This window comes from Mycobacterium sp. NPDC051804 (assembly GCF_044452905.1).
Classification (GTDB): domain Bacteria; phylum Actinomycetota; class Actinomycetes; order Mycobacteriales; family Mycobacteriaceae; genus Mycobacterium.
Genome location: NZ_JBITCD010000001.1, coordinates 810,209 through 822,426 on the forward strand (window position 1 = coordinate 810,209; position 12,218 = coordinate 822,426).

A 12,218-nucleotide genomic window follows, 5' to 3' on the forward strand; every position below is an offset into this window, starting at 1 on the left:
TACCGTGACCGAATGGCCGGTGCTGATGGCGCGTTTGGCGCCACGAGGATCCTGGCGGGTGCCGCCGAGGCGTTCGCCGGTCAGGTCTACTTCGCCCCCGAGGCGCACGACGGATACCAGAAGCTCGGCTTTTCCGGCAGTCCCGGACTCGCCGGCGGGGTCGCGATGCCCGATATGCACGCGTACTTCTGCAGCCGTGGCGCGATCCTCGGTCAGGTACCGGGTGAGGTGGTGGCGTCGGCGTTCGCGGTGTTCAACCCGGCGATCGTGGTGCCTTCGGTCGCCCACGGCTGGTCGCTGACGACAGCAGCGGAGATCTTCGGCGTCAGGGATGAGGCGGCCGTCGGTCAGCTGCGAAGGATCCTCGGGAACAGCCCGGACGGTGCCGCGGAGCTGGCCCGGCTCCTGAGGCCGGTCAGCGAGTCGCTTCCGCTGGCCGGGCGTCCGCTCTATGCGGGCCTGATGGGCGCTGACGTGCCCGACGACCCGCTCGGCGCGGCGTGGCGGTTCGCCGACCGTCTTCGAGAGTTCCGCGGCGACGCACACACGGCGGCCTGGACGTCGGCCGGGTACAGCGCCATCGAGATCGGGCTGACGACCGAGCTGTACTGGGGGTTGCGGCCCAAGACGTACGTCAGGACCCGAGGCTGGTCGGACGAGCAACTCGATGCCGGTATCACCGACCTGCAAAGCCGCGGCCTGATCGACGCCGACGGGCTGACCGAGCGGGGCAGGCAGGAGCGTGAGGCGATCGAGACCCGCACCGATGAGCAATGCGCGCCGGTGCTGCGCGCCCTCGGTGACGGCTTCGAGACCGCGGTCGCCGTCCTGATGCGGTTCTCCGACGCGGTGCGTGCCGCGCACGGCTACCCAGCAGCGGGTCCGCACGACCTTGCGTCGCTACATGCCAAGCAGTGACTCGATCTCACCGCGGGCGAAGTAGGCCACGAAGCCCGCGGCGACGACCCACATCAGCGGGCTGATCTCGCGGGCCTTGCCGGCGGCAGAGCGCGTCACCACCCACACGATGAAACCCACGCCGATGCCGTTGGCGATCGAGTAGGAGAACGGCATCGTCACCACGGTGAGGAAGACCGGCAGCGCGACGGAGAACTCGGAGATGTCGATGTGCCGAAGGTGCGCCGCCATCATCGTTCCGACGACCACCAGCGCCGCCGCGGCCACCTCGGTCGGCACGATCGACGCCAGCGGTGAAATGAACATCGCTGCCAAAAAGAGCACGCCCGTAACAAGATTCGCGAAACCGGTGCGCGCACCCTCCTCGATGCCCGCCCCGGATTCGACGAAGACGGTTTGGGACGAAGCCGATGTCGCGCCGCCGACGACTGCGCCCGCACCTTCGACGATCAGCGCCGAACGCACGCGCGGGAACGTTCCCTGATCGTCGGCGAGGCCGGACTCGCGTGCCAGGCCGGTGAAGCTGCCCATCGCGTCGAAGAAGTTCGCGAAGACGAGCGTGAAGACGAACATCACGACCGCGATCGCGCCGATGCGGCCGAGGCTGCCGAACAGGCTGAACTCGCCGACCAGTGACAGATCCGGCAGTGCGAACGGCGACCCCGACAACGCGGGCACCGACAGGCTCCACCCGCCGGGGCGTTCGGTCGCCGGGCCGAGGTGCCAGATGGCCTCGATGACGATGGCGACGATCGTGCCCACGACAAGCCCGATGAGGATGGCCCCGCGCACCCGCCGCACGAGGAGAATGCCGGTCAGCAGCAAGGTGAACACGAACACGACGGTGGGAACCGTGCTGATGTCGCCCGAGCCACCGATCCCCAGACCCACCGGCGGCGACGCAGTTCCCGTCGATCCGACGAAACCGGCGTCGACGAGCCCGATGAAAAGGATGAACAAGCCGATACCCGCCGTGATTGCGATCTTCAGCTGCATGGGGACGGCGTCGAACACGAGTCTGCGCAGGCCGGTCGCCGCGAGGCTGACGATGATGAGCCCATTGATGACGACGAGCCCCATCGCTTCGGGCCACGTCAGCGAGCCGACCAGGGTCGTCGCGACGAACGAGTTGAGGCCAAGGCCCGCGGCGAACGCGAACGGCAGCCGCGAGATGACGCCGAACAGGATGGTCATGATGCCCGCGGCCAGCGACGTGACGGCCGAGACCTGATCGAATTCGAGCTGGCTGCCGGTTACGTCGTCGATGCCGGACAGGATGATCGGGTTGAGCACGATGATGTAGGCCATCGCGATGAAAGTGACCACGCCGCCGCTGATTTCGTTGGTGAGCGTGGACCCGCGTTCGGTGATCTCGAAGAAGCGATCGAGGCGGTTCATCCGTCGACCCTAGAGACGCGCGTCATGTCCTGCAGCGCGCGCACGAACACCCGGCGCTCGTCGGCCGAGAGCGCCGAGAGCCAGCGTTCCTCGCCGCGCTGGATACCTTGCTGTACCGCGTCTTTCACCGTGCGGCCCGATTCGGTGATGGCCAGGAGTCGCACGCGGCGATCGTCGGGATCGGCGTGGCGCTCGATGTAACCCTTGGTCTGCAGCTCGTCGAGCGTCGCGATGATGCGCGTCTTGTCGGCGCCGATGGACTCGGCGAGCGCGGCCTGGGTACGCACCGGGGATTCGTCGAGGGCGAGGAGCACCGCATAGCCCCACATCGACATGTCGTGTTCGGCCAGCACGGGTAGCTCCGCGGCGATCAGCTCTCGAAGCAGCGGAGCCAGCATCGCCGCGAGGTCGGGACGCTTCGCCTGGGAAGGCATGGACGAATATTAGTCAGCGACCGGCTACCCGACCTCGCGACGTTCATGCCGGCGGCTAAGAAACTTGTGCCGTCGGCATGATCGTGAGCTGCTGGAAGTTCACCCGCGCCGGCTGACCGGCCAGGAAATTGATGGCCTCGGCGACGTCCTCGGACTCGAGCACGTCGATCTTGCCCTTCGTGTCCGCGATCCATTCGGTGGCTCCCGCGTCGGTCACATGGTCCGCCAGCTCGGTGGAGACGATGCCGGGTTCGATAGCCGAGACCCGGATCCCCTTGGGACCGAGTTCCGCCCGCAGCGTCCGCGACATGTGCGTGACGTAGGCCTTCGTTCCGGCGTAGACCGCGAAGTTCGGGAAGATGTTCTGCGCGCCGATCGACGAGGTGTTGATCAGATCGGCCACGCCCTTCTCGGCGGCTGAGGCGATGAGCTGCGGGACAAATGCGCCGATCACGTACATCAAACCGCTGATGTTGAGGTCGATCTGCTGCTGCCATTGATCGAAGCGCTGCTCCTCGACGGGCGCGGGCAGCATGACGCCGGCGTTGTTGAACAGCAGGTCGACGGTGCCCAGTTCGCGGGCCACGCGGTCGGCGGCGGCGCGTACGGCGTCGGCGTCGGACACGTCGATTGCGATGGCGAGTGCGGTGCCGCCGGACTGCTCGATTTCGTTGACGAGCTTCTCGAGTCGTTCGGCACGCCGGGCGAGTACGGCGACCTTGGCGCCGGAAGCGGCCAGCCGTTTGGCGGTGGCCTCGCCGATACCGCTCGACGCGCCGGTCACTACGGCGACGCGGCCGGCGAGAGTGTTGGTGGTGCTGGTGTCAGTTGAGTTGGTCATGCCCACATCAACATCGCGACAGCGCGATGCTTACCGCCTCATCGGGCACTGCTCTACCTAGGTCTGGCAGACCTACGTTTGTCCGGGCGTGCACGCGGTGCGGGCCGCACACTGGATTGCGTGGAGCACAACGCGGAGTTGAGGGACTTCCTGCGGACCCGCCGCGCGCGCTTGAGCGTCGACGACGTCGATATCGGTGGCACAGGCCGGACGCGACGGGTGCCGGGCTTACGCCGGGAAGAGGTCGCTGCGCTGGCGGGTGTGAGCGTGGATTACTACAGCCGTCTCGAACAGGGCCGCCACCTCAATGTGTCGGATGAGGTGCTCGACGCGGTGGCGCGCGCGTTGCGACTCGATGACACCGAGCGTGCGCACTTCTTCCGGATCGCGAAGACCAACGCGCGCCGCCCGCGCCGGCGCAGCCCGGCCCCCGTCCAGCGAGTCCGGCCGGGTGTGCGGCGCATCCTCGAGACGCTGGACGACGTGACACCCGCCTTCGTCTTCGGTCGCCGGATGGATGTGCTGGCCGCGAACAAACTGGCCCGCGCGCTGCTCACGGACTTCGATGCGCTTCCGCCGCGGGAGCGAAACCTGTTGCGCTACACGTTTTTAGACGAGAGCACCCGCGAGTTGTTCGTCGACTGGGAGGGCGTCGCGAAGGACAACGTCGGAACCCTGCGCCTCGACGCCGGGCGTCATCCCGACGATCCGGTGCTGATGGAGTTGGTCGGTGAGCTGTCGGTGAAGAGCCCGGAGTTTTGCCGCTGGTGGGCCGACCACAATGTGCGTGAACGTACGCACGGGACGAAGCGCTACCACCACCCGCTCGTCGGCGAGTTGACGCTGCAGTACGAGTCCGTCGCGTTGCTCGGCGATCCCGACCAGACGCTCTGCCTCTACTCCGCGGAGGCGGCGTCGCCGTCGGAGGCGGCATTGCGTCTGCTGGCCAACTGGACCGGCGAGCGGGTCAGCGAGGGTCGATGAGGTCGCGCAGGCGCTGCGCGGGGTAGACCGTCGCGCCGAGGGCACCGACGCGCTCTGACAGCATGCGATCCGAGGTGGCCACGCGGATGTCCTGCGGATTCTCGGCGGTCCGCACCATCGCGACGATCTGGTCGTCGGCCGAGTTGGCCGCGGCCTTCGGCGCGTGCGCGATGGTGATGACCGACGATTCGAGCGGCGGTGACAACGGATGCTCGAACACCACCGTCACGTCCTCACTCTGTGAGGACGCCCAATGCTCGAGCTTTTCGATCAATGTGGACATCGCCAATCGGCGATTTCGCCACCAGCCGTCCGGACGGGACCCGACGACGTTCATGCCGTCGACGATCCAGCGCAAGAGCCCTAGTGGGCGACGCGTGCTGCGCGCTTGGCGGGGTGCCGACGGCCGAGCAGATATGCGAGCCAGCGAATATCGAGAAGCATTTTCAGACCCTTTCCGCTATGCGGATTGCTTGGTCAGCAACGGCAGCAGGCGACGACGTTCGTCGATGCTGTCGGCGAAATGATGGAGCGCGTCGGGAATCGACTCGGCGACCGGGAAGCTGAGCCCGGCGGCCTGCGTCGCGCGCATGACGGGGGCGCTGGGGACCAGCGACCACTCCACACCGCTGTGGAAGCAACTCTCGTCGACCGCGGACAGCAGCGAAAGTGCGTGTCCGGTAAAGGAACTCACACTGCTGAGGTCGAGCACGAACGGTTTCTCAGCGATGACGAACCGAAGCGCCAGCGCGGTGACCCGCTCGATATTGGTGTCGTCGATCACGCCTTGGACCGTCACCACAGTGGCCAACTGGCGGCACACCGCATGGATCTGGGCGCCAGCACAATCGAAAGCCGGATTGCCGTACATGGTGCCTCCCCTCGATCTCTTGACACTCAAGGTATCCAGGCAAAGTAAGGCAACCGGGTGCTATCGCTAATGCTTTGGTAAGAACTTGTTTTCAGGCTGAGAGCAAACTAAGAGAAGACGCAGTCAGTCGCGGCGCGTCCATTGTGGGCCCGTGTAGTTCTCCCACGGGTTGTAATCGGCGAGCAGCGGTTCCTGCGGCGGACGCTGATCCTCGGGCACATGTTGCAGGTTGATCCGAATGCGGTACCAGATCGAACTGGGGCCCCGCATGCCGTCTACCAGAACGTCTGGTGCTTCGAGCCTTTCAGCTACCGACGGGTAACGTCCGCGCCAGGTGTCCAGCGCTGCCATCGCTTCGTCTTTGGTTTTGGTGCGCGCGATCTCGATGAGCGGCATCGAGGATTCACGTCGGCCCGTACCCTTCTTGGCACCGCGCGGCGCCTTCTCCGGTGGGCCGAGCTTGTCGGCTAAGTCCAGCAGCGAATCAAGTGAACCCGCTGAGTCATCTATTCCCTCCCACGGGTCGCCGTAATCCTCGAACCTCTGCGGCACGGTCGCGACGGTGAATTGTTCGGGATGACAGTCGGCGACCTCGTCCCACAACAACGGCGTCGACACCCGCGCGTCCGGCAGCGACCGCACCGAATAGGCCGACGCCACCGTGCGGTCGAACGCGTTCTGGTTGAAGTCCACGAACACGCCCTCGCGCTCTTCCTTCCACCATCGGCTGGTGGCGAGGTCGGGGGCCCGGCGCTCCACTTCACGTGCGATCGTCTGGGCGGCCAGGCGAACCTGTTTGAACGGCCAGCGCCGTTCGATGCGGGCATAGATGTGGAAGCCCCGCGATCCGGAGGTCTTCGGCCATGCCGTCAGCCCATAGTCCTCGAGCACCTCGCGCGCGACCAGGGCTACCGCCACGATCTGACGCCAGTCCACCCCGGGCATCGGGTCCAGGTCGACGCGCAGCTCGTCGGGATGGGCGAGGTCGTCGGCGCGCACCGGGTGGGGATTGAGGTCGACACAGCCGAGGTTGACCGCCCAGACCAGCCCGCCCGCGTTGTGGATCACCGCCTCTTTCGCCGATGTCCCGGACGCGTACTTCAACTCGGCGACGTCGACGAAGTCGGGCCGCTTTTCGGGGGCACGCTTCTGGAACACCGCCTCTTCGGCGATTCCCTTGACGAACCGCTTGAGGATCATCGGACGGTCGGCCACGCCGCGCAGCGCTCCGTCGGCGACGCGCAGGTAGTAGCGCATCAGGTCCATCTTGGTCACGCCCGGCCGTCCTTGGAATGCGGGGAAAACGACCTTGTCGGGGTTGGTGATGGGCACCTGCTGACCGTCGACCTCCAAGTGGAGCGGGGCGGGCATGGGTCCATGTTAGGTTCCCGACCCGACATGCGACCCGCGTCACATATTGTGGGTCCATGCCCAAGCTAACTGATCTTCCGTTGCAGGCAGCGGCCAAAATCCAGCAGTATGCCGAGCGCGGATCGGCCGAACTGCACTACGCCCGCAAGATGTTCGAAGCCGGGGCGCTGAAGCTGGAGGCACCGCAGAACATCGCCGCGTTCCTCGCCGACATCCGGCGCTGGGGCGAATTCGGCATGATTCCAGCGCTCAACGCGCGCCGCACCCCGCATCGGGTAGCTGTTGTCGACGACGATGGCGAGTTCACGTTCAAAGAACTCGACGATGCGGCGCACGCACTTGCCAACGGCTTGTTGGCAATGGGCATCAAGGGTGGCGACGGCGTCGCGATCCTGGCGCGCAACCACCGGTGGTTCCTCGTCTCCGTGTACGGCGCTGCTCGCGCCGGTGCCCGCATCATCCTGCTCAACAGTGAGTTCTCCGGGCCGCAGATCAAAGAGGTGTCCGAACGCGAGGGCGCGAAAGTCATCATCTATGACGACGAGTACACCGCCGCGGTCTCGGCGGCCGACCCCGATTTCGGCAAGATGCGCGCGCTGGCGACCAACCCGGACAAGGACGAGCCGTCCGGCAGCACCGACGACACCATCGCCGACCTGATCGCGCGCAGCAGTTCCGCGCAGGCCCCGAAGGTCACCAAGCATTCGTCGATCATCATCTTGACCAGCGGCACCACCGGAACCCCCAAGGGCGCGAACCGAAGCACCCCGCCGTCGCTGGCCCCGATCGGCGGCGTGCTGTCGCATGTGCCGTTCAAGGCGGGCGAGGTGACGTCGCTTCCCGCCCCGATGTTCCACGCGCTCGGTTTCCTGCACGCCACGATCGCGATGATGCTCGGCTCCACGCTGGTGCTGCGCAGGCGCTTCAAGCCGGCGACCGTGCTGGCGGACATCGAGAAGAACAAGGCGACCGCGATGGTCGTCGTGCCGGTGATGCTGTCGCGGCTGCTCGACGAACTCGAGAAGACCCAGCCCAAACCCGATCTGTCGTCGCTGAAGATCGTGTTCGTGTCGGGCTCGCAGCTGGGGGCCGAACTGGCCACGCGTGCCTTGAAGGATCTCGGCCCCGTCATCTACAACCTCTACGGCTCGACCGAGATCGCGTTCGCGACCATCGCGCGGCCCAAGGACCTGTCGATCAACCCCGGCACGGTCGGCCCCGTCGTCAAGGGCGTCAAGGTCAAGATCCTCGACGACAACGGCGCCGAACTGCCGCAGGGCGAGGTGGGCCGCATCTTCGTCGGCAACACCTTCCCCTTCGAGGGATACACCGGCGGCGGGCACAAGCAGATCATCGACGGGCTGATGTCCTCGGGCGATGTCGGGTACTTCGACGAGCACGATCTGCTGTACGTCAGCGGACGTGACGACGAGATGATCGTGTCCGGCGGGGAGAACGTCTTCCCCGCCGAGATCGAGGATCTCGTGAGCGGCCATCCCGAGGTCGTCGAGGCCACCGCACTCGGTGTCGAGGACAAGGAGTGGGGCCACCGGTTGCGCTGCTTCGTGGTCAAGGTCGACGGTGCCTCGATCGACGAGGACGCGATCAAGGCATACGTGCGCGACAACCTGGCTCGCTACAAGGTGCCCCGCGAGGTCGTTTTCCTCGATGAGCTGCCGCGCAACCCCACCGGCAAGATCCTCAAGCGCGAACTCCGGGAAATGGACACCGAGGGGTCGGAATAGTTCCGCTGTCGCGGTGGTAGTACGACAGCGTGAACATTGATCTGACCGGAAAGACCGCGCTCGTCACAGGTTCCACCCAGGGCATCGGATTGGCGATCGCCCGGGGGCTGGCCGCCAGCGGCGCCCGCGTCGTGGTCAACGGGCGTACACCCGACCGCGTCGACGAGGCCGTCGCCACGCTCGGTGGTGACGCCATCGGGGTGGCGGCCGACGTGGCGACCGACGACGGAGTCGCCGAACTCCTGGCGCAGTTACCCGACGTCGACATCCTGGTGAACAACCTCGGCATCTTCGAGGCGGTACCCGCCCGCGAGATCACCGACGAGCAGTGGCGCATCTACTTCGAGGTGAATGTCCTTGCGGCAGCTCGACTTATCCGCAGCTATCTGCCCGCGATGGCAGAGCGTGGCTGGGGCAGGGTCATCCAGATCGCCAGCGACTCCGCGATCGTGATCCCCGAGGAGATGATCCACTACGGCGTCTCCAAGACCGCGCTGCTGGCGCTGTCGCGCGGGTTCGCGAAGGACGCGTCGGGCACCGGTGTCACCGTGAACTCCGTCATCGCGGGGCCGACACACACTGCGGGAGTTGAGGACTTCGTCTACCAACTGGTCGACAAGTCGTTGCCGTGGGACACCGCGCAGCGGGAGTTCATGCGCAAGTACCGGCCGCAGTCACTGCTGGAGCGACTCATCGAACCCGATGAGATCGCCAACATGGTCACGTATCTGGCGTCCCCGCAGGCGTCGGCGACGACGGGTGGCGCACTTCGCGTCGACGGTGGCTACGTCGACTCGATCCTCCCTTAAGTCGCCATGATCGCCGCGCCGGGAATCGACAGGCACACCAGCATCAGGGTCAGCAGGAACCAGCCCGCACCCTGCCAGGCCACCCACGCGCCCTGCGCTTTCCACTCTCGGTAGGTCTTGACGAAGGCGCCGACGCCGCCGCCGAACAGGATGGCAGGCACCAGCGACGCCACGATCACAGATTGATGTGCGGTCAGTGCGTAAGCGGCGAAGACAAGTCCAGCGACCGCGACGACGGTACCCACGTAGATAGCCGCGGCGCGGAAGGTGCCTGGCCGGTCCCAACGCTTCTCGACATCGTTGGTCATGTCGAGCCTCAGTGCGGGTTGTTGATGTACCAGGACAGGCATCCCGGAATATCGCGGCACGCGATCACCGCGGCTTGGTCCGGCGGTCCGCCGCGGACCCTGGGAACGCGTGGCCCGACATTGCACGACGGGACATACGGATTGCCAGGGACGAAGCCGGGATAGCAAGGCGCAGCGTCCGTCTCGGCGGCCTGCACCGTCAACACCATCGGCGCGATCAAGAAGCTCAACGCGGCCGCCGCGATGACGACAGGTCGGACCAGTCGGTGTTCGAGATTCCTCATCATCACCACCAACGTCCACGAGGCGACCAGCTATTTCGATGGTACGCCCGATGTCGAACGCTTTACGGGTCCCGAGGCAGGCCGAGCAGCCGCTCGGCGATGATGTTCAGCTGGACTTCTGACGTACCGCCATAGATGGTCGTGGCGCGGCTGGCCAGCAGGAACTCGGCCCACTTGCCCTGCGGCGTCTCCGGATTGCCGACGGCGCCGTCGGTCCCGAACGACGACACCGCGAACTCGGCGTACTTCTGACCGGTGCGCATCGACAACAGCTTTGAGATGGCCGCGGCGGGCATCGGATCTCCGCCGGCCAGCGTCAGCAAGGTCGACCGCATGTTCAGCACCTTCGCGGCATGTCCTTCAGCGATGAGGTGTCCGGCCTGGTGCTGCCCGATCTGATCGAACTGGCCGTCGCGGATGAACTCGACGAAGCCGTCGAGGGTGGGCAGGAACGGTGGCTCAGTGCTGCCGATCGACACCCGCTCGGCCGTCAGGGTGGTGCGGCTGACCTCCCAGCCGCGGTTCACCTCACCGAGCACCATGTCGTCGGGGACGAAGACGTCGTCGATGAACACGGTGTTGAACATCGCGTTGCCCGTCAGCTCGCGCAGCGGCTTCACCTCGACGCCGTCACTGCTCATGTCGAGCAGGAAGTAGGTGATGCCGTTGTGCTTCGGGGCGCTCGGGTCCGTGCGGGCCAGCAGCATGCCCCACTGTGAGTACTGTGCGCCGGTGGTCCAGATCTTCTGACCGGTGATCCGCCAGCCACCGTCGACCTTGGTGGCCTTGGTGGTCAGGCTGGCGAGATCGGATCCGGCGCCGGGCTCGGAAAACAGCTGGCACCAGATCATCTCGCCGCGCAGCGTCGGCGGCAGGAAGCGCTGCTGCTGCTCCTCGGTCCCGAATGCGACGACTGAGGGGATCAGCCATGCCGCGATGCCCATCGCTGGACGGCGGACCCGGCCGCTGCTGAACTCCTGGGCGATGATGATCTGTTCGATAGGGCTCGCAGCGCGGCCCCAGGGCTTGGGGAGGTGGGGGACCACCCATCCGCCCTCGGCGATCGCGGTGGTGCGCTCCTCGCTCGGAATCGCTTTCAGCCCGGTGACTTCCGCGCGGATCTCCTCACGCAGCTTCTCCGTGTCAGGGTCCAGATCGATGTCGAGTTTGCGCGTCCCGGTGCTCGTCGCGATGTCGACGACCTGTTGTGCGTAGTCGCTGGTGCGGCCGAAGCATGCGGCCAGCAGCAGCGCGCGGCGGTAGTACACGTTAGTGTCGTGTTCCCAGGTGAAGCCGATGCCGCCGTGCACCTGGATGCAGTCCTGGGTGGTGTGCAGCACGGCTTCGGGAGCCAATGTGGCGGCAACGGCCGCGGCGAACTCGAAAGCCGTGGCGTCCGTGGGGTTCTGGCTGTGCTCGTCGATGGCCCGCGCAGCGTCCCATACCGCGGCGGTCGCCCGCTCGGTGTCGGCGATCATCTGGGAGCACTTGTGCTTGATGGCCTGGAACTGTCCGATCGGCCTGCCGAACTGCTCGCGGATCTTGGCATACGCGGTAGCGGTGTCCGTCGCCCATCGTGCGACGCCCACGCACTCGGAGGACAGCAATGTCGAGATGATGGCGCGCGCGTGGCGGCGGCTCAGGTTGTTCAGCACCCGGTCGTCGCCGACCTCGACGGCGTTGGCGCGCACATGTGCGATCGGGCGAAGCGGATCCACACTCTGGACCGGCTCGATCTCCAGTGCCTCGGCGTCGAGGACGACCCACTCCTCGCCGCTGTCGATCGCGACCGGCAGCACCAGCACCGACGCCTGAGCGGCGGCGGGTACCGCGCGGACCTCACCGCGAATCACCAGTTCGTCGCCGTGCCTGGTGGCCGTCAGCCCGGAGTCGATCGCGTATGTCGCTATCACGTCACCGGAGGCCAGATCGCCCAGCACTTTGGCGTCGGGATCGTTGGCGGCGATCAGGGCACTGGCGATCGCCGAAGGGACGAACGGACCCGGTACCGCACCGTAGCCGAACTCCGCCAGCACGATCGCCAGCTCGAGTACACCGAACCCTTGTCCGCCAACGGATTCCGACAGATGCACACCCTGCAGACCTTGCTCGGCGGCGGCCTTCCAGTACGGCGGCGGGTTGGGAATCGGTGTCTCCAAGGCCTCGTGCAGCACCTCCGACGGCGCGATCCGCGCCACCAGGGACCGGACCGAATCGGCTAGGTCGTTGTGCTCAGTGTGAATTGCGATAGGCAT

General features: G+C 66.2%; 13 protein-coding genes. 4 read left to right on the top strand and 9 right to left on the bottom strand.

What is annotated here, in order from left to right:
* Positions 1 to 12 precede the first annotated feature (12 nt).
* The gene (locus tag ACIA48_RS03925; protein ID WP_396727793.1) at positions 13 to 918 is read left to right on the top strand and encodes a hypothetical protein; all 906 of its coding nucleotides are present in this window, start codon (positions 13 to 15) and stop codon (positions 916 to 918) included.
* On the opposite strand, the gene ACIA48_RS03930 is transcribed toward ACIA48_RS03925, so the two are convergent.
* Genes ACIA48_RS03930 through ACIA48_RS03940 form a run of 3 tightly spaced genes read right to left on the bottom strand, consistent with a single transcriptional unit; the run spans position 901 to position 3,591 of the window.
* A complete protein-coding gene (locus ACIA48_RS03930) occupies positions 901 to 2,316 on the bottom strand; it encodes an NCS2 family permease (RefSeq protein WP_396727795.1) in 1,416 nt (471 codons plus the stop codon). The two genes, ACIA48_RS03925 and ACIA48_RS03930, sit on opposite strands and share 18 nt — an antisense overlap.
* A complete protein-coding gene (locus ACIA48_RS03935) occupies positions 2,313 to 2,750 on the bottom strand; it encodes a MarR family winged helix-turn-helix transcriptional regulator (RefSeq protein ID WP_396727797.1) in 438 nt (145 codons plus the stop codon). The genes ACIA48_RS03930 and ACIA48_RS03935 overlap by 4 nt, the downstream gene beginning before the upstream one ends.
* A gap of 55 nt (positions 2,751 to 2,805) precedes the next feature.
* Positions 2,806 to 3,591 carry an SDR family oxidoreductase gene (locus ACIA48_RS03940; protein WP_396727799.1) on the bottom strand — a complete coding sequence of 262 codons (786 nt, stop codon included), beginning with the start codon at positions 3,589 to 3,591 and terminating at the stop codon, positions 2,806 to 2,808.
* A 120-nt stretch (positions 3,592 to 3,711) separates the two neighbouring features.
* On the opposite strand from ACIA48_RS03940, the gene ACIA48_RS03945 reads away from it, so the two are divergent.
* Complete coding sequence (locus ACIA48_RS03945) at positions 3,712 to 4,575, top strand: helix-turn-helix transcriptional regulator (RefSeq protein ID WP_396727801.1); 864 nt, start codon at positions 3,712 to 3,714, stop codon at positions 4,573 to 4,575.
* On the opposite strand, the gene ACIA48_RS03950 is transcribed toward ACIA48_RS03945, so the two are convergent.
* From ACIA48_RS03950 to ACIA48_RS03960, 3 genes are all read right to left on the bottom strand, one after another.
* Complete coding sequence (locus ACIA48_RS03950) at positions 4,559 to 4,933, bottom strand: NYN domain-containing protein (protein WP_396727803.1); 375 nt, start codon at positions 4,931 to 4,933, stop codon at positions 4,559 to 4,561. The genes ACIA48_RS03945 and ACIA48_RS03950 overlap by 17 nt on opposite strands.
* A gap of 102 nt (positions 4,934 to 5,035) precedes the next feature.
* Complete coding sequence (locus tag ACIA48_RS03955) at positions 5,036 to 5,446, bottom strand: STAS domain-containing protein (RefSeq protein ID WP_396727805.1); 411 nt, start codon at positions 5,444 to 5,446, stop codon at positions 5,036 to 5,038.
* A 123-nt stretch (positions 5,447 to 5,569) separates the two neighbouring features.
* Positions 5,570 to 6,817, bottom strand: coding sequence for a DNA polymerase domain-containing protein (locus ACIA48_RS03960; RefSeq protein ID WP_396727807.1), 1,248 nt, complete (start codon positions 6,815 to 6,817; stop codon positions 5,570 to 5,572).
* 56 nt (positions 6,818 to 6,873) lie between these two features.
* Here ACIA48_RS03960 and fadD2 point away from each other — a divergent pair, with 56 nt between their 5' ends.
* Entirely contained in the window at positions 6,874 to 8,562 is a 1,689-nt protein-coding gene (fadD2, locus tag ACIA48_RS03965; RefSeq protein WP_396727809.1) for a long-chain-fatty-acid--CoA ligase FadD2, read from the top strand.
* A gap of 29 nt (positions 8,563 to 8,591) precedes the next feature.
* Positions 8,592 to 9,371 (top strand): SDR family NAD(P)-dependent oxidoreductase, encoded by a 780-nt coding sequence (locus ACIA48_RS03970; protein WP_396727811.1) that lies wholly within the window; start codon positions 8,592 to 8,594, stop codon positions 9,369 to 9,371.
* Here ACIA48_RS03970 and ACIA48_RS03975 read toward each other — a convergent pair.
* Genes ACIA48_RS03975 through ACIA48_RS03985 form a run of 3 tightly spaced genes read right to left on the bottom strand, consistent with a single transcriptional unit; the run spans position 9,368 to position 12,218 of the window.
* The gene (locus tag ACIA48_RS03975; RefSeq protein WP_396727813.1) at positions 9,368 to 9,679 is read right to left on the bottom strand and encodes a hypothetical protein; all 312 of its coding nucleotides are present in this window, start codon (positions 9,677 to 9,679) and stop codon (positions 9,368 to 9,370) included. The two genes, ACIA48_RS03970 and ACIA48_RS03975, sit on opposite strands and share 4 nt — an antisense overlap.
* Before the next feature lie 8 nt (positions 9,680 to 9,687).
* Complete coding sequence (locus tag ACIA48_RS03980) at positions 9,688 to 9,966, bottom strand: hypothetical protein (RefSeq protein WP_396727815.1); 279 nt, start codon at positions 9,964 to 9,966, stop codon at positions 9,688 to 9,690.
* 59 nt (positions 9,967 to 10,025) lie between these two features.
* Positions 10,026 to 12,218: an acyl-CoA dehydrogenase gene (locus ACIA48_RS03985; protein ID WP_396727817.1), complete on the bottom strand. Its 2,193-nt coding sequence runs from the start codon at positions 12,216 to 12,218 to the stop codon at positions 10,026 to 10,028.

Bases quoted from the DNA above. Each gene is read 5' to 3' on its own strand.
- ACIA48_RS03985 (WP_396727817.1), bottom strand. From the start codon at position 12,218: ATGCCTATCGCAATTCACACTGAGCACAACGACCTAGCCGATTCGGTC.
- ACIA48_RS03940 (WP_396727799.1), bottom strand. From the start codon at position 3,591: ATGACCAACTCAACTGACACCAGCACCACCAACACTCTCGCCGGCCGC.
- ACIA48_RS03935 (WP_396727797.1), bottom strand. From the start codon at position 2,750: ATGCCTTCCCAGGCGAAGCGTCCCGACCTCGCGGCGATGCTGGCTCCG.
- ACIA48_RS03975 (WP_396727813.1), bottom strand. From the start codon at position 9,679: ATGACCAACGATGTCGAGAAGCGTTGGGACCGGCCAGGCACCTTCCGC.
- ACIA48_RS03930 (WP_396727795.1), bottom strand. From the start codon at position 2,316: ATGAACCGCCTCGATCGCTTCTTCGAGATCACCGAACGCGGGTCCACG.
- ACIA48_RS03980 (WP_396727815.1), bottom strand. From the start codon at position 9,966: ATGATGAGGAATCTCGAACACCGACTGGTCCGACCTGTCGTCATCGCG.
- ACIA48_RS03925 (WP_396727793.1), top strand. From the start codon at position 13: ATGGCCGGTGCTGATGGCGCGTTTGGCGCCACGAGGATCCTGGCGGGT.
- fadD2 (WP_396727809.1), top strand. From the start codon at position 6,874: ATGCCCAAGCTAACTGATCTTCCGTTGCAGGCAGCGGCCAAAATCCAG.
- ACIA48_RS03960 (WP_396727807.1), bottom strand. From the start codon at position 6,817: ATGCCCGCCCCGCTCCACTTGGAGGTCGACGGTCAGCAGGTGCCCATC.
- ACIA48_RS03955 (WP_396727805.1), bottom strand. From the start codon at position 5,446: ATGTACGGCAATCCGGCTTTCGATTGTGCTGGCGCCCAGATCCATGCG.